The organism is Chryseobacterium sp. GW821-FHT04C04 (genome assembly GCF_059420365.1).
Window position 1 is genome coordinate 25,778 of the sequence record NZ_JBWKTO010000003.1, and the last position, 15,975, is coordinate 41,752.

Below are 15,975 nucleotides of genomic sequence, written 5' to 3' on the forward strand. Positions count from 1 at the left end.
AAAAATATGTCTCAAATTGCGATAAATACCTCACAAAATGTAAATATTAATTTTAATATTGCAGGCGTAGGAGAAAGGATGCTTGCCTTCATTATTGATCTTCTGATTAGGATCGCTTATGTAGTGATCATTCTGTATTTATTCTTCAACATTTTTGATTTGGGATATATACTGGATGGTCTTGACGAATGGTCTATAAGAGCTGTATATCTTATCCTTACGTTTCCTATTTACATTTATCCTCTGGTATTGGAAAGTTTAATGGAAGGCCAGACTCCGGGTAAAAAGCTGATGAAAATCAAAGTGGTAAAGATTGACGGTTATCAAGCAAGTTTTGCTGATTATATGATCCGCTGGGTTTTCAGAATTGTGGATGTTTCATTCGCCGGAGTGATTGGGCTTATCTCTATGATTGTCTCTAAAAATAATCAACGTTTGGGTGATATGGCCTCAGGAACGGCGGTCATCTCCCTTAAAAATAACATCAATATTTCTCATACGATTTTAGAGAATATCCGCGAAGATTATGTTCCCTCTTTTCCCCAGGTCATCGCTTTGAGTGATAATGACATGAGAATCATCAAAGATAATTATACCAAAGCTTTGAAAGCAGACGACCGCCAGATCATCAACAAACTGTCTGATAAAATTAAAAGTATTCTAAAACTGGAAATAGATTCTACTAAAATGACGGAAAGGCAGTTTATCAATGTTGTTATTAAAGATTATAACTACTATACGGGAAAAGACAATTAGTAAGGGCATCAGCGAGTTTTGCCTCGCAAGTGGATCGTCAATTTAAAAACCTGAAAAAAATCAATAGTGAAGTGGACTCACCACTCGCAATCACTCGTACTAACAGGTCGGTTTAATTTTTGTATATTTAACTATAAAGTTCTGAATCATGAAATTTGAAAACAATAAATCCGGAAACGGCGGAGTTCTTACTCTAAATAACGATACAAAAGAAGTTGGCAGACTTACCTATACCATTTTCCCTGAAGATCATAAATTTATTATTTCTTTTGTATTGGTACACCCTGAATTTGAGGGCAGAGGAATGGGGAAATTTTTAGTAGAGGAAGCCATCAAATTTGCCAGAGAAAACAACTGGAAAGTGTATCCGCACTGTTCTTATGCAAGATCCGTGATGATGAGAATGAATGATGTGGAAGATATATTTTTAAAGAATTAAGACTTCATTCAATAGGATATCTTCAATATCATCCGGATAATCTACTTTAAGATGATGATCAGAAGCTACCCATTCCATAATTTCCTGAAGATTTAAAACCTTAGAATTGGGTATTCCCATTTTGTCAAGGGCACATGCATTACATTCCTGTTCATATTGATTATGAATCGGAATCACAAAAAGTTTTTTATCCATAAACAAGGCTTCTGCAGGAGCTTCAAAACCTGCATTACACAAGATTCCTTCACAGCCTTCAAAGTATTTCAGATACTGGCTTTCATCAATAGGAAATACTTCTACATTTTTCACCTTTACCTGTACTTTGCTGTATTTTGAAAATACTTTCCATTCAACAGGAATTTTTCTTAAAACCTTGATGATATTTTCATCTGCAAAACTAGGAAGATAAACAAGGTAATATCCCTGCTTATAAGGATTAAGATTTCTGATTTTTCTTCTGATGACAGGTTTTTTGATCTGGGGATGATAGTTTTCAAAATGAAATCCGATTTTCCTTTCACTGGGAACATAGTATTTTAAAATCATCTCTCCCAGAAAATCTTTTTTCTTAGGCTTAGGGGTCTCTGGAAAGCTCATTGATGCCTGATGGCTAAGCTCTATCATCGGTAACTTTTTCAGTTTGGAAGCCCAGCCTGTCAACGGCTCATAATCATTAATGATTAAATCATAATGTGATAGCTCCAATTCTCTGATTATTTTGGCTGCTTCAAGAAATTTATTTTCGGTAAACGTTTTTCGATAGGATAAACCTCCTGTTTTGTTATAAAGAAGGGAAATACCCTTATATTGGAAATTAATGTCAAAATCAGCCTTTAATTGTGACTGGTGCCCGCTGATCAATGTATCAACAGATGCATATTTTTTGAGAAGAGGAATGATTTCCTGTGCTCTGGCAACATGGCCGTTTCCAGTCCCTTGGAATGCGTACAAAATCTTCATTTAGGAAAAATTGGTTACAATTTTCAGAAGAGCAGAATTATCCATCTCCTGAATTTCTTCTACTTCATCATCTTTCAGCAAATGTTTATGCTCATCATAATAAAAAATTTTCCATTCTTTATCATGGTATTCTAAGGCAGACAGGTTTTCAATCCAGTCACCCGAATTCAGATAAGTACAGGATCCTTTTTTATTAACAACCTCACGAATCTGTGGTTGGTGAATATGCCCGCAAACAACATAGTCATATTGATTGTCGATAGCAAGCTCAGAAGCTGTAAGCTCAAAATCTCCGATATATTTCACCGCTTTTTTCACATTGTTCTTGATTTTTTTTGAAAATGAATATTTTTCTTTACCCATTTTTTCTAAGAACCAATTTACAACATTATTGATAACAATTAAGAGATCGTAACCTTTTCCGCCAAGTTTGGCAATCCACTTTGAATGCTGGACGGATGCATCGAAGACATCACCGTGAAATATCCAGGTTTTTTTCTGATCGATATTCAGACAGATTTTATTACATACTTTAAGTTTTCCGAGTTCAAAATCCGTGAACTTACGGAACATTTCATCATGATTGCCTGTAATGTAATAGACATCTGTATTCTTAGTGGCCAATGAAAGTATCTTTCTGATCACTTTCAAATGAGGTTTAGGGAAGTAAGACTTTTTAAACTGCCAGATATCAATAATATCACCGTTTAAAACTAAAGTTTTGGGTTGGATAGAATTGAGATATCTCAACAGTTCTTTAGCCTTACATCCATAAGTTCCCAAATGAACATCCGATATAACAACTAATTCAACGTTTCTTTTCATAGTTTTGTACAAAGAAACTAATTGAAAATTAACTGTATATGAATGCTATATTATTTTTTATAAAGAGTTCATCAGCTCTTCTGTGATTTCCATATTGTGGTAAACGTTTTGAACATCATCGTCCTCCTCGAAACGCTCAAGCATTTTCATATTTGCTTTGAACTGTTCTGCATTCACCTCTTTTGTATTATTTGGAATTCTTTGAAGTTCTGCACTCTTCGCTTCAATTCCAAGCTCATCTAATTTGTGAGATAAAGAACCGAAATCCTCAAAAGCCGTTGTAATCATTACTTCATCTTCATCTTTTTCTACATCTTCTGCTCCTCCGTCAATCATTTCCATTTCAAAATCATCCCAATCCATTTTGATCTGGGCCAAATCAAGGGTGAAAATTCCTTTTCTGTCAAAGATAAATGCCAGCTCACCATTCTTACCAAGGTTACCATCAAACTTATTGAAAACAGCCCTTACGTTCGCTACCGTTCTTGTTGTGTTGTTTGTAGTACATTCTACAAAAAAAGCAACCCCTCCCTGTCCGTAACCTTCGTAAGTAATTTCTTCATAGTTTTCAGCATCAGCACCACTTGCTTTCTTGATTGCTCTTTCTACATTGTCCTTAGGCATATTAGCCCCTTTGGCATTCTGGATACATCTTCTCAGTGCCGGATTAGCTTCAGGATCTGTTCCGCCTGCTTTTACAGCCAAAGCGATATCCTTTCCTATTTTAGAGAATGTTTTGGCCATTTTATCCCATCTGGCCATTTTAGAAGCTTTTCTATATTCAAATGCTCTTCCCATTTTAATTTTTAAATTTCCAACAAAATTAATCAAAAGTCAACAAAAAAAAAATACCTCCAAAAAAATTGGAGGTATTCATTATTTAGAAAAATTAATTATTTTTTCTTTTTAGCTGGAGCTTTTTTAGCCGTCGCCTTTTTAGCTGGAGCTTTTTTAGCACCTTTCTTAACAGCTTTTTTAGCTGGTTTAGCTACAGTTAAGTCATTTTTCTTGTAAGTTTCCCACTCAGATCCTGAGATAGCTCTTACAATAACTTTTCTGTCTTGTTGTCTTTCAGCATCAGTTGCAGTTGCAGGAACAGTAGCTTCCTGAGAACCGATACCGATAGATTTCAATGTTGAAGGGTTTACACCTCTAGCTTCTAAAGCACCTACTACAGAAGCAGCTCTTTCTTTAGAAAGTTTCAAGTTGTAAGCAGCAGCACCTTTCTTATCAGTCATACCTACTACTACGAAGTTCTCAGCTGGAGCATCTTTGATGATCTTAGCAGCATTATCTAATTTTTCGTTAGATTGAGGTCTGATTGTAGCTTTGTTGAAATCAAATAAGATATCTTTTAATTGTTCAGTAACTACAACAGCAGTTGGCTTCTTAGGAGCTGGACATCCGTTGTATTCAGGAAGACCTGGAACAGTAGGACAAGCATCATCTTTATCTAAGATACCGTCACCGTCTGTATCTGGCCAAGGACAACCGTTGTTTTCAGCAGGACCTGCTACTGTAGGACAAGCGTCATCTTTGTCGATTACACCATCACCGTCAGTATCTGGCCAAGGGCATCCGTTGTTTTCAACTGGACCAGCCACTTCTGGACATTGATCGTCTTTATCTGGAACTCCGTCACCGTCAGTATCAGGACATCCTTGGAATTCTGGTAAACCTGGAGTATCAGGACAAAGGTCATCTTTGTCTAGGATACCATCCTTATCTCTGTCTCTGTTTCCGAATCTGAATAAGATAGAAGCAGAAGCTTGCCAGAAGTTAGCCACTGTAGATTTATCACCTGGAGTTGATACATAATCTCCTTGAACACCAAGACCGAAGTTTTTAGTTACCCAGAAGTTAGCACCAGCACCTGTAGCTACAGTAAAGTGGTTAGCTTTACCATTTTCGTTACCATCCTTACCATTAGGTACGTTTTCGATTGGATTACCGTTAGCGTCAACAGATGTTCTAGGGAAAGTAAGAGCTGTATAGTCATGTCTTAAGTAGTTAGCACCAACTCTTAAATATGGATCAAACCAAGATTCCTCGTTCCATAAAAGACCTGCAGCGTGAGCCTGGAAACCAAGACCTGTCATTAGGAAAAATTCTTTCCCCATGTTGAATCTTTTGTTTTCAACATTTCCAACAGAAGTTTGCCAGTCAATTACTAAACCTTTACCAATGTTTCTAGCAACTGTTAGCTTAGACAATGGAGGTGTAATAGAAAAATTGTTCACATTGAACATATTTTTCGTCAAATTGTTAGCAGAGAACGTATTACTGAAGTTATTTCTTGCTGCTACGTGGTTTTCAGCATGAGCACCAACTCCGATTAACCACGGATTGTTGGTAGTCTGTGCGAAAACAGTAGAGGCAACAGTAAGCGCCAATGCTGAAATTCCTAATTTTAGATTTTTCATAGAATTAAATGATTAAATAATTGATAATGCAAAATAAATATAATTTTTCTTTATATACAAAGTTTTTCAAATGATTTTTAACTTTTCTTTAATATTCTGTCCAGGTTTCGTTTGTTTTCTCTATCTTTAATTGCCTCTCTTTTATCGAAAAGCTTTTTCCCTCTTCCCAGCGCTATCAGCACCTTTGCTTTCCCCCTGTCAGTGATATATAATTTTAAAGGTATAATTGTGTTTCCAGCATCCTTTAATTTTTTTTCAAGTTTTTGCAATTCTTTTTTGTGCAAGAGCAATTTCCGTTCCCTTTTTGTTTTATGGTTGTAAAAAGTTCCCAATTTATACTCGTCAATCATCATATTGATGATGTATAATTCCCCATCAATAAACTGACAGAACGATTCTGTGATAGATGCTTTAGATGAGCGTAAAGATTTTATTTCGGTACCCGTCAAAACCATTCCTGCTTCATATTCTTCAAGAATTTCATATTCAAAGCGGGCTCTTTTATTTAATATACTGACTGTTTTCTCAATCTTCATCATTTTAAAATTTCGTTAATGAAATATATAAAAAATACCATACATTTAAAAACTTGACTATTATATTATTACAAAATACCCAAATTCTTTTCGTATTTTTGCGCCAAATTTACAAAACTATATGTTAACAGTATCTAACTTATCTTTACAATTCGGGAAAAGAGTACTTTTTGACGAGGTAAATATTATGTTTACCAAAGGAAACTGCTACGGAATCATCGGAGCAAACGGTGCGGGAAAGTCTACATTCCTTAAAATATTAACAGGGAAGCAAGATCCAACAACAGGAAATGTATCTCTGGAGCCAGGGAAAAGAATGTCAGTTTTGGAGCAGGATCACTTTGCTTTTGATCAGTATACTGTTCTTGAAGCAGTTTTAAGAGGTAACAAAAAATTATTCGAGATAAAAGAGGAAATGGATGCGCTTTATGCGAAAGAAGATTTCTCTGACGAAGACGGAATTAAAGCGGGTGAACTAGGTGTAATCTATGATGAAATGGGTGGATGGAACTCTGAATCTGATGCGCAAACGATGCTTTCAAACGTAAGAATTAAAGATGACATGCATTATCAGATGATGAGCGAACTGGAGAATAAGGACAAAGTAAAGGTTCTTTTGGCTCAGGCGCTTTTCGGAAATCCTGATGTATTGATCTTGGATGAACCTACGAATGACCTTGATATTGACACCATTTCTTGGTTAGAGGATTTCTTGGCTGACTATGAAAATACCGTAATCGTTGTATCTCACGACCGTCACTTCCTTGATACGGTTTGTACGCACATTGGAGATTTAGATTATGCTAAACTTAATCTTTACACCGGTAACTACTCTTTCTGGTATCAGGCTTCTCAATTAGCAACAAGACAAAGAGCTCAAGCTAACAAAAAAGCGGAAGAAAAGAAGAAAGAACTTCAGGATTTCATCGCGAGATTTAGTTCTAACGTTGCAAAAGCTAAACAGGCTACTGCAAGAAAGAAAATGATCGACAAATTAAATATCGATGACATTAAGCCATCTTCAAGAAGGTATCCTGCAATTATTTTCGAAATGGAAAGAGAAGTTGGGGATCAGATTTTAGATGTAAAAGGTCTTGAAAAGACAAAAGACGGGGAATTATTATTCTCAAATATCGATCTTAATCTTAAAAAGGGGGATAAAGTAGCTATACTTTCTAAAAACTCTTTGGCGATCACAGAATTTTTTGAAATTCTAGCAGGAAATGTTGAAGCCGACAAAGGAACTGTTGCTTGGGGAGTTACTACGAACCAATCTCACATGCCTTTAGATAATACAAGTTTCTTCCAGGAAGATCTTAGCTTAGTTGATTGGTTAAGACAATTTACTAAAAACGATGAAGAGCGTCACGAAGAATTCATGAGAGGATTCTTAGGAAGAATGCTTTTCTCTGGTGATGAAGCTTTAAAATCTTGTAAAGTACTTTCAGGAGGTGAAAAAATGAGATGTATGTTCAGTAGAATGATGCTTCAGAAAGCAAACGTTCTTTTATTAGATGAGCCTACCAACCACTTAGATCTTGAAAGTATTACTACTTTGAACAACTCACTATCAAACTTCAAAGGAAATCTTTTATTGGCGTCTCATGACCACGAAATGCTTTCAACAGTCTGTAACAGAATCATTGAGTTGACTCCAAACGGAATCATCGACAGAGAGATGACTTACGACGAATACCTTGCTGATAAAAAGGTGAAAGAATTAAGAGAAAAAATGTATTCTTAATCTGAACAACATTAAATCTATATAAAAATACCTCAAAGCAATGTTTTGAGGTATTTTCGTTTAAACAATAAATAAAATAATTATTTCGTCAATTTTGCAGTAGGTAAAGAAACTGTTCCGGGATCTTTCCATAACCCTTCTTTTTCAGCTTTCTTTTTAATAGACTCTGCCCTTTTGTTACTATCCGGGTGAGAATTGAACATTTTCTCAAAATTAGTTTGTGTACTTCCTTCTGAAAGTAAAGCCAATTTTTTGAACGCTGTATAAGCTCCTACTACATCATATTTATTAGCCTTCATAAAGTCGTATGAATAGGTATCAGCTTCTGATTCCTGTTTTTTGCTGTGTGAAGCATCTAAAAATGCATTAGCCATTTTCCCTACCTGGCTCTCATTAAGGGTCGCTACAGCAGAAGAAGCTGATGATGCTGCATCTAAGGCAGCTGCTTTAAGATAAGCCGATTTCATCGCATCTTTTGTATCCTGATTTTTAACGTGACCGATCTCGTGTCCGATAACTGCCAGCAATTCATTGTCTGTCATAATATCCATCAGAGAAGAAAATACACGTACACTTCCGTCTGCACAGGCAAAAGCATTGATATCTTTCACTTTATAAACTTTATAATTCAAATTCAGACCGTCCTGAGATTTGTGTTTTCCAAACAGTTTGTTCAGTCTCACAGTGTACGGGTCTTTAGGTCCTGCTACGGCATTATTTTTATCCATCCAGTCTACTGATTCTTTGGATAATTTAACCGCATCTTCGTTCGTAAATGTTAAAGCTTTTGCACCATTTGAAACCATTCCGGCTGCTTTTCCGAGGTTAATTTTTTGTGCATTGATCGAATACATTGCCCCCAATAACATAAGGCATACAGTAATTTTTTTCATAATTATTAAAAATTTGGAGCACGAAGGTAACCTTTTTTTAACAATTATTAAGTTGAAACTTAGTTCGAGATCATTTCAGAATGCTGTTTTTTTTCCTTATTTTTGTGAAATGAGTCAAAAATGGATTTATAAGCCCGAACCCGATGAGGAAGTTGTGGACGGACTAAGTTCGTCACTTGGTTTTGGTACTTTTGAATCTAAACTTCTCGTTTTAAGAGGAATTGACAACTATCAAAAGGCCAGAGAATTTTTTAAACCGAACCTTAACGATATACACAATCCGTTTTTAATGGCAGATATGCAAAAAGCTGTAGAGCGTATTGCCACTGCGATTGAAAATGGTGAAAAAATACTGGTATATGGTGACTATGATGTGGATGGAACCACAGCGGTTGCTTTGATGTACCTATATCTCAGCAAAATTGTTGAGAAAAAATATTTAGACTATTATATTCCGGACAGAAATTCTGAAGGATATGGAATTTCCACAGAAGGGATTGATTTTGCCAAAGAAAATGACTTCTCATTAATTATTGCTCTGGACTGTGGAATCAAAGCACTTGATATGATCAGCTATGCCAGCAGTCTGGATATTGATTTTATTATCTGTGACCACCACCTTCCAGGTGAAGAGATTCCCAATGCCGTCGCTGTACTTGACCCTAAAAGAAGTGACTGCCGATATCCATTCAAGGAACTTTCCGGATGTGGTGTAGGCTTTAAACTTTGCCAGGGACTAAATACCATTTATAAATTACCGGAAGCGGAATTATTTGAACTGACAGATCTTCTGGCCATTTCAATTGCTGCAGATATTGTTTCTATGACGGGGGAAAACAGGGTATTGGCTAAGATGGGGTTAAAAACGCTTAGGAAAACCAGAAATCTGGGATTAAGATTGCTGATTCCTGAAGACAAGCTTTCCCATTTTGAAATTTCCAATATTGTTTTTGAAATCGCTCCTAAAATTAATGCTGCCGGACGAATATCTCAAGGTAAAGCAGCAGTGGAACTGATGGTTTCTGATAATCTGAAACATGCGAATCAGATTGTAAGCGATATCATGGACCTTAATGATGAAAGACGTGAATTGGATATGAATTCTACTCTTTCTGCTCTGAATCAGATTATAGAATCTCAGCAGGAAAGTAAACATACCACCATTGTATATCATCCGGAATGGAATAAAGGAGTGATTGGTATTGTAGCTTCGCGGCTTATTGAAACCTATTATAAACCTACACTGGTATTCACAGATGGAAATAATGGAGAAATGGTAGCTTCGGCAAGATCTGTTTCCGATTTTGACGTCCATGAGGCGTTAGATATATGCTCCGAATACTTCCTTAAATTTGGGGGACATCATGCAGCTGCCGGACTTTCGATGGAGAAGGACAAATTTGAAGCTTTCAAAGAAAAGTTCGAGAGAATTGTCTCTGAAAAAATCAAAGAACACCAAAAAGAGCCTTCCATTACGATTGATACTGAAATCATAATTGACGAAATTAACAGAGAGTTTATCAATTTCCACAGGAAACTGGCTCCCTTCGGTCCTCATAATATGAAACCTATTTTTACATTAACTAATCAGAAGCTTTCAGGGTATGTAAAAACAATGGGAAAAGATAACAATCATCTGAAATTTTATATCAAACAGGAATCTACAGGACGTAATATTGAATGTGTTGGGTTCAAACTTGGACAATTTGTTGAAGATTTTAAAAACAAAAGCTTTGACCTGGCGTTTACCCTGGAAGAAAACCACTGGAAAGGCAATGTAACTCATTATCTAAATATTAAGGATGTGAAGTTTAGGGATTGATGGAGGTTGCAGGATTTAGGTTGCAGGTGATAGAAATCAGAACTTTATCAAACCCCATTAACCTTAAAAAGAATCCTGAGTCCAATATTTATATTCTAAGTACTCCCACCCGCTACCTACTACCTAACAAAAAATGAAAAAAATCGGTTTATTTTTCGGATCATTCAATCCTATTCATATCGGACACCTTATTCTGGCTAATTATATTCTGGAAAACTCTGATATGGAGGAATTATGGTTTGTAGTAAGCCCACAAAATCCTTTTAAAGATAAAAAATCTTTACTGAATGACCACAACAGGCTTGATATGGTACAGCTTGCAGTAAAGAATTATCCTAATATGAGGGCTTCTAATGTGGAGTTTTCACTTCCGAAGCCTAGTTATACCATTGATACTTTGACGTATCTCCATGAGAAATATCCGGATTATTCTTTTAGCCTGATTATGGGAGAGGATAATCTCAAGAGCCTTCACAAATGGAAAAATTCTGATGTTCTGATCAAGAATCATCATATCATTGTTTATCCCAGAGTATTTGATGGGGAAAAGAAAGATTCTGAATATTTACAGCATGAGAATATCTCTCTGATAAAAGCTCCGGTAATAGAACTTTCTGCAACAGAAATCCGCAATATGATCAGAGACAGTAAAAATGTGAGACCTATGTTACCTCCTGAAGTTTTTGAATATTTGGATGGTAGTAATTTTTATAAGTAATTTTGCAAATCAGAAATTAGAGGGTAGAAACCTGAAGGCAGAGAATGACTCTTACCTTTTAACGCCCAACTCATAGCTAAAGAAATGAACTTCATCGAACAATTTTTCTCAAAATATCCTCAGGAAAAAATCATCAAATGGTTTAAACAGATTTGTCTTGCAGAAGCCATTTCATGTCTTTTATTATATTGTGTCGCTATGATCTGGATCCGGTATGATGAGAATTTATATTCTATTATTTTCATCAGCGTTATTGGCAGCTTACATGGATTATTTTTTACACTTTATCTTTTGCTCTGCCTTCCTGCAAGAAAAATTTATAATTGGGATGATGAAGATTTTGTTTTTGCATTATTATCCGCATTCTTTCCTTTTGCAACGATTTGGGTAGATAAAAAACTAGCCCGATTCGATAGAGAATAATTCATAAAATACCCTATAAAAAAAGGACCTTTTCGGTCCTTTTAATTTTTAGTGTTATTACATATCCCGCTTCACATGCCCTGTCGCTGTGAAAGTATGATTTCCTGAATTATTAGTGTAAGTTCCATTAACTGTAAAATCAATGTAATCCCCTACTATTCCAAAAGTGGTTATGTTTATAACCAAATTTCCATTACTTGGTGTAATAACGGCTCCTGAAAGTTCAAATATATAATCTGTAGTAAAACTTGCTGCAACGCCCAACATATTATTTTGAGTCATAGAGAAAAATGGTCCTGCAGGATTCATTGAATTTATTCTCAATTGTTTGGGTACCATATTAGGTGATGTAGGAGTAAGACCTGCCCATTGTGCATTGAAAGATCCTATTACATAAACAACAGGCTGATTATCAATTTTATAATTAACAAATTCATTTACAGAATTACATGCCATGATATCTCCTAAATTTACAGTAGTAGATGTTGCCGTGAAAGTAACCTGATTGGTAGTCTGAACATTAACCGCATCAAATCCTTCATAAATAAACTGTGGATTCGCAGTACATGAATAGGTATTAAATGTAAAACCTCCGCTACTGTTTACGGGTACTGACATATATTGGAAATAATTTGTACTCACTGCAGGCTTTAACATTACATAGCCATCAGTAACAATGGCATTGGCACAAGTTTTCAGATTCCCCTGAATAGTATAACTGGTAGATGCAGAAGGATTTACTGTAATATCTGGGATCGTCGTTATGATTCCGGCCGGAAAAGGGCCGACACTAGATGTATAAATAATATTATTACAGACATCATACACTTTTAAGCTTAAGACTTCACCTGCGGGAACAATTCCAGAAACCATTCCTGCATTGTCAGTCATTCCGTACGTTTCATATGCCTGAGAGCTTCTCTTTAAAGTTACTTTGATATTAGGCAAAATCTGCCCTGCAGCATTTTTTACCGTTACTTTCATTGTCGCCTGCTCAAACTGTGCATCACAATTCCACCATGAAAAATGGCTTACTGTTCCTACATAGGTATTTCCAATCTTTGTTGCAGAGCCCTCCTCCTTCCACATTCCTGTATCTTCATTATAAGTCCATAATGGAATGGTGGCTGGTGAATTGGAAGCTTGTGCAGGATCTACTGGAACGGTAATTTCTGCCGTGTGGCCGTTTGCAATCTGAAGATTTTGTCCGGAACTTCCCGTTAATTGTACATGCAGCATCCCAAAAGTTTCCATCACTCTGGAGTTTCCTCCTGAATTGGTTGCCAAAAATGATCCTGGCATTAATTCATTGAGGTATTGATTGGATGGTGCTAAGTGAAAAACGGCAACGCTCACATTTCCTGAATAAGCATTTCCGCTGGCATCTTTGAAGCTTCCATCGAATTTTACTTTCGTTCCGTTTGGCAATGAAACTGTAGAGGCAGCGCCCGAAGTAATGGTAGAAGTGGCTGTGGCAGGAATCATCATAATATTCACTTGATTCATTCCGCTGGTAGGAACCAAAACCCGTGATGCATTTACATAACCGGACTTTGTCACTTTTATGTGGGCAAAGTTTTCTTTTACAGAAGCATTTTTAAATGTAAAAAAACCTCTAAGATTGGTTGTCACCGTACTTGTTCCAATGGTAACTGTTGCTCCTGAAACCGGAACCCCGTTGGTATCAAGAACTACGCCCTGGAAATTTCTTTGTGCAGTATTCCCAAAATTATAATTAGATGGGGAATTGGGTGTCTCTTCACTTATTTCTAAGAAAGATTCATTCTTACATGAAAATATTAATAGAAACAATAAAAATAAAAGGTAAAATTTTCTCATATGGTAATAATTTTTAGTTTTAACTAAATTAATAATAAAATACGAGTCCTCATGTTTTCTCTTATTTTTCATCAAATCTTTTTTAAATCTTAATAAATTTCTTGCTATCATGTAACAAATTTATTGCTAAAGTTGTCTTATTATGCAGAAAGGTCAAGCAATCATTATTTTCAAACTAAATTTTTATTAACTGATAATCAATTAATTAAACTTATTTTGAAATATTTTTAAGTACTTTGTATTGCATGATACTGTATTTATTATATATCTTTGTAATGTAAAATAACAAACCATACAAGCTATTAAACTAAAAAAATAATCATCATGAAAACTCAAATTCTTATTGCAGCACTATTTTTCGGTGGACTTATCACTGCCCAGCAGAAAAAAGACAGTTTGAAAGTAAATACTATTGATGCAGTTAATATCAAGAAGCAGGTTTTCAAAAAACAGGGTGACCGCTTGGTATATGATGTAGCTTCTTCATCTATTGCTAAAGGAACCAACACTTTTAATCTTTTAAAACAAACCCCGATGATCTCCAGTATAGATGGAAAAACGCTGAAGATTTTGGGTAAAAATGATGCGGTAATCTACATCAACAATAAGAAATCCAATATGGATTCTGAGGCATTAATTGAAATGCTGAAATCAACTCCATCAGAAGATATACAAAAAATTGAAGTCATTACAGTTCCCGGAAGTGAATTCCAGGTTGAATCCAAGGAAGGGGTCATCAATATTGTCATGAAGAAAAGCAAAAATAACGGTTATAATGGGACGTTGAAGATGCAGAATGAGCAAGGCTATTACAACAATCCAAACGCAGGAGCTTCTTTTAATTTCAGACAAGGTAAATGGTCCGGGAATTCTAATTTCAGAATGGGAAGCTGGACAGACAGACAAAAATATACATTGTCTAACGGAGATTCTACTTTCAGAAATGAATCATCAGGTTTCAATGATGATCCCAACAAAAATTACGGAGGAGGTTTCAATGTTGATTATGAAATCAATAAAAAACACAGTTTAGGTTTCTCTTACAATATGAGATATAATAAAAGCTTCAATTCTATATTGGATATCACCAATTGGCAAGATGGAGTGTTATCCAACAGAACTGTCAATAATGAGGATGCGCAAACCAGAAATCATTCTTTCAATTTAAATTATGAAATGAAAACGGACTCTCTGGGAAGCAAACTTACATCGAACGTCTCTTATCTATGGTTCAACAGAAATAAAGAAAGTTTCAATGAAAGTTTCCCTTTAACGAATGATACAATTAATAAATATTCAGCGCTTCGTCAGGCTGTACCACAAATTATCAACAACTATGCAGCCAACATCGACTATCTGAAAAAAACGGCTAAAGGAGCAACGTGGTTGATGGGAATCAGCTACAACCATACCAATACAGATAATGATACCAGACAGGATAAGCTGAAAAACGGAGCATTTGTGATAGATCCTAATCAGACCAACCACTTCATTTATAAGGAAAATATTCTTGGAATTTACCTGAACTATGAAAGAAAGCTGACTGAGAAAGTATCCGGAAAAATAGGAGCCCGCTATGAAATGACAAGAAGTACCGGAGATATTGTAGACAAAACAGGATTTGAAAGAAACTACAACAATCTGCTACCTTATTTAAATTTAAATTATGCCATCAATTCAGATCATAATTTGAGTTATACGTTTTCAAGCAGAATCAGAAGACCTAGATTTTGGGAATTGAATCCTTCCAGAACCTACTTTACTCCAACCAATTATACGCAGAACAATCCATTTATATTGGCTTCTAAATATTACAATCAGGAAATCAATTATATGTACAAAAATGCATTCTATGCCAACCTGAGTTTTAATATGGTAGAAGATGCTGCTGCTTCAGACCTCCTTCCATTGCAGGGAACTGTAACGGCTCCCAAAAAAGATTCTAAGGGAAACATTATATATGATATCAAAGGAAATACAACCATGGAAACTACTAGATTCCTTAGATATATCAGAACTAACTACGGAAAAAACAGAGAGCTTGCTTTAACTCTTGGGATGAACAAATCATGGTTCAAAGACATATGGACAACCAACTATTCTGTGAACTTAGGGTATGTTACTTATAGTGGCGGAGTTTGGGAAGATCCTACATCCATGCCGGTTCCGGGAGAAACTGAAGTTGTAGAGCCTTATATCATTAATGTCAAAAACTATAATATGTCTGCTACCTTCAACAATATAATCCGCCTTTCATCCAAAAAAGACTGGTTTTTAGGAGTTAATTACTTTTTTGCAAGCCAGACCGCTATGGAAGGAGGTATGATCGGGGCAAGACAGAGCTTTGATTTCAATGTGAAGAAAATTGTAGGCGACTGGACGATTGTAGCTGAAGTTAGTGACTTATTCAATCAAAGCTTTTATAGAGTTAAAGGAGTACAGCCTAACGGAACCTATAATAATATAACCAACTTCAATTATCCAAGACTTATAAGTATCGGAGTTACTTACAATTTCGGTAATCAGAAACTGAAAAAGGCAAGGGAAATGAAATCAGCGAATGATGCTGTAAAATCAAGAACCTAATCTATAATAAT

Annotated in this window: 14 protein-coding genes; 7 read left to right on the plus strand and 7 right to left on the minus strand. The window is 35.7% G+C overall.

Features of this window, described 5'->3' with window-relative positions:
* Nucleotides 1-6: 6 nt before the first annotated feature.
* Both AC07UM_RS09980 and AC07UM_RS09985 read left to right on the plus strand, forming a co-directional pair.
* Nucleotides 7-756 carry an RDD family protein gene (locus AC07UM_RS09980; RefSeq protein WP_494683605.1) on the plus strand — a complete coding sequence of 250 codons (750 nt, stop codon included), beginning with the start codon at nt 7-9 and terminating at the stop codon, nt 754-756.
* 148 nt (nt 757-904) lie between these two features.
* Entirely contained in the window at nt 905-1,195 is a 291-nt protein-coding gene (locus AC07UM_RS09985) for a GNAT family N-acetyltransferase (protein WP_494683604.1), read from the plus strand.
* Here AC07UM_RS09985 and AC07UM_RS09990 read toward each other — a convergent pair.
* The 5 genes from AC07UM_RS09990 to smpB form a co-directional block, all read right to left on the minus strand.
* Complete coding sequence (locus AC07UM_RS09990; protein WP_494683603.1) at nt 1,184-2,155, minus strand: glycosyltransferase family protein; 972 nt, start codon at nt 2,153-2,155, stop codon at nt 1,184-1,186. The genes AC07UM_RS09985 and AC07UM_RS09990 overlap by 12 nt on opposite strands.
* The gene (locus AC07UM_RS09995; RefSeq protein WP_124532128.1) at nt 2,156-2,980 is read right to left on the minus strand and encodes a UDP-2,3-diacylglucosamine diphosphatase; all 825 of its coding nucleotides are present in this window, start codon (nt 2,978-2,980) and stop codon (nt 2,156-2,158) included.
* Between the two features lie 57 nt (nt 2,981-3,037).
* Entirely contained in the window at nt 3,038-3,778 is a 741-nt protein-coding gene (locus AC07UM_RS10000) for a YebC/PmpR family DNA-binding transcriptional regulator (RefSeq protein ID WP_494683602.1), read from the minus strand.
* A gap of 95 nt (nt 3,779-3,873) precedes the next feature.
* Nucleotides 3,874-5,403: an OmpA family protein gene (locus tag AC07UM_RS10005; RefSeq protein ID WP_494683601.1), complete on the minus strand. Its 1,530-nt coding sequence runs from the start codon at nt 5,401-5,403 to the stop codon at nt 3,874-3,876.
* A 77-nt stretch (nt 5,404-5,480) separates the two neighbouring features.
* Nucleotides 5,481-5,939 (minus strand): SsrA-binding protein SmpB, encoded by a 459-nt coding sequence (smpB, locus tag AC07UM_RS10010; protein ID WP_034694839.1) that lies wholly within the window; start codon nt 5,937-5,939, stop codon nt 5,481-5,483.
* Nucleotides 5,940-6,060: 121 nt separating this feature from the next.
* On the opposite strand from smpB, the gene AC07UM_RS10015 reads away from it, so the two are divergent.
* Entirely contained in the window at nt 6,061-7,683 is a 1,623-nt protein-coding gene (locus AC07UM_RS10015) for an ABC-F family ATP-binding cassette domain-containing protein (RefSeq protein ID WP_124532134.1), read from the plus strand.
* 80 nt (nt 7,684-7,763) lie between these two features.
* Here the strand turns inward: AC07UM_RS10015 and AC07UM_RS10020 are convergent, their stop codons facing one another.
* Nucleotides 7,764-8,576: a M48 family metalloprotease gene (locus AC07UM_RS10020; RefSeq protein ID WP_124532136.1), complete on the minus strand. Its 813-nt coding sequence runs from the start codon at nt 8,574-8,576 to the stop codon at nt 7,764-7,766.
* A 109-nt stretch (nt 8,577-8,685) separates the two neighbouring features.
* Between AC07UM_RS10020 and recJ the strand changes: the two genes are divergently transcribed.
* The 3 genes from recJ (at nt 8,686) to AC07UM_RS10035 (ending at nt 11,539) form a co-directional block, all read left to right on the plus strand.
* Nucleotides 8,686-10,398: a single-stranded-DNA-specific exonuclease RecJ gene (gene recJ / locus AC07UM_RS10025; RefSeq protein ID WP_494683600.1), complete on the plus strand. Its 1,713-nt coding sequence runs from the start codon at nt 8,686-8,688 to the stop codon at nt 10,396-10,398.
* Nucleotides 10,399-10,531: 133 nt separating this feature from the next.
* Entirely contained in the window at nt 10,532-11,116 is a 585-nt protein-coding gene (nadD, locus tag AC07UM_RS10030) for a nicotinate (nicotinamide) nucleotide adenylyltransferase (protein WP_494683599.1), read from the plus strand.
* Between the two features lie 84 nt (nt 11,117-11,200).
* Nucleotides 11,201-11,539, plus strand: a complete 339-nt coding sequence (locus AC07UM_RS10035) for a DUF3817 domain-containing protein (protein WP_152290933.1) — start codon at nt 11,201-11,203, stop codon at nt 11,537-11,539.
* Between the two features lie 57 nt (nt 11,540-11,596).
* On the opposite strand, the gene AC07UM_RS10040 is transcribed toward AC07UM_RS10035, so the two are convergent.
* Nucleotides 11,597-13,378 carry a carboxypeptidase-like regulatory domain-containing protein gene (locus AC07UM_RS10040; protein ID WP_494683598.1) on the minus strand — a complete coding sequence of 594 codons (1,782 nt, stop codon included), beginning with the start codon at nt 13,376-13,378 and terminating at the stop codon, nt 11,597-11,599.
* Between the two features lie 324 nt (nt 13,379-13,702).
* Between AC07UM_RS10040 and AC07UM_RS10045 the strand changes: the two genes are divergently transcribed.
* Complete coding sequence (locus AC07UM_RS10045; protein ID WP_494683597.1) at nt 13,703-15,964, plus strand: TonB-dependent receptor domain-containing protein; 2,262 nt, start codon at nt 13,703-13,705, stop codon at nt 15,962-15,964.
* Nucleotides 15,965-15,975 lie beyond the last annotated feature (11 nt).

What these genes read in the sequence shown, in the direction of transcription:
- AC07UM_RS09985 (WP_494683604.1), top strand. Translation starts at nt 905, where the DNA reads ATGAAATTTGAAAACAATAAATCCGGAAACGGCGGAGTTCTTACTCTA.
- AC07UM_RS10000 (WP_494683602.1), bottom strand. Translation starts at nt 3,778, where the DNA reads ATGGGAAGAGCATTTGAATATAGAAAAGCTTCTAAAATGGCCAGATGG.
- AC07UM_RS10020 (WP_124532136.1), bottom strand. Translation starts at nt 8,576, where the DNA reads ATGAAAAAAATTACTGTATGCCTTATGTTATTGGGGGCAATGTATTCG.
- AC07UM_RS10045 (WP_494683597.1), top strand. Translation starts at nt 13,703, where the DNA reads ATGAAAACTCAAATTCTTATTGCAGCACTATTTTTCGGTGGACTTATC.
- AC07UM_RS10035 (WP_152290933.1), top strand. Translation starts at nt 11,201, where the DNA reads ATGAACTTCATCGAACAATTTTTCTCAAAATATCCTCAGGAAAAAATC.
- AC07UM_RS10005 (WP_494683601.1), bottom strand. Translation starts at nt 5,403, where the DNA reads ATGAAAAATCTAAAATTAGGAATTTCAGCATTGGCGCTTACTGTTGCC.
- nadD (WP_494683599.1), top strand. Translation starts at nt 10,532, where the DNA reads ATGAAAAAAATCGGTTTATTTTTCGGATCATTCAATCCTATTCATATC.
- AC07UM_RS09990 (WP_494683603.1), bottom strand. Translation starts at nt 2,155, where the DNA reads ATGAAGATTTTGTACGCATTCCAAGGGACTGGAAACGGCCATGTTGCC.
- AC07UM_RS09980 (WP_494683605.1), top strand. Translation starts at nt 7, where the DNA reads ATGTCTCAAATTGCGATAAATACCTCACAAAATGTAAATATTAATTTT.
- recJ (WP_494683600.1), top strand. Translation starts at nt 8,686, where the DNA reads ATGAGTCAAAAATGGATTTATAAGCCCGAACCCGATGAGGAAGTTGTG.
- AC07UM_RS09995 (WP_124532128.1), bottom strand. Translation starts at nt 2,980, where the DNA reads ATGAAAAGAAACGTTGAATTAGTTGTTATATCGGATGTTCATTTGGGA.
- smpB (WP_034694839.1), bottom strand. Translation starts at nt 5,939, where the DNA reads ATGAAGATTGAGAAAACAGTCAGTATATTAAATAAAAGAGCCCGCTTT.
- AC07UM_RS10015 (WP_124532134.1), top strand. Translation starts at nt 6,061, where the DNA reads ATGTTAACAGTATCTAACTTATCTTTACAATTCGGGAAAAGAGTACTT.
- AC07UM_RS10040 (WP_494683598.1), bottom strand. Translation starts at nt 13,378, where the DNA reads ATGAGAAAATTTTACCTTTTATTTTTATTGTTTCTATTAATATTTTCA.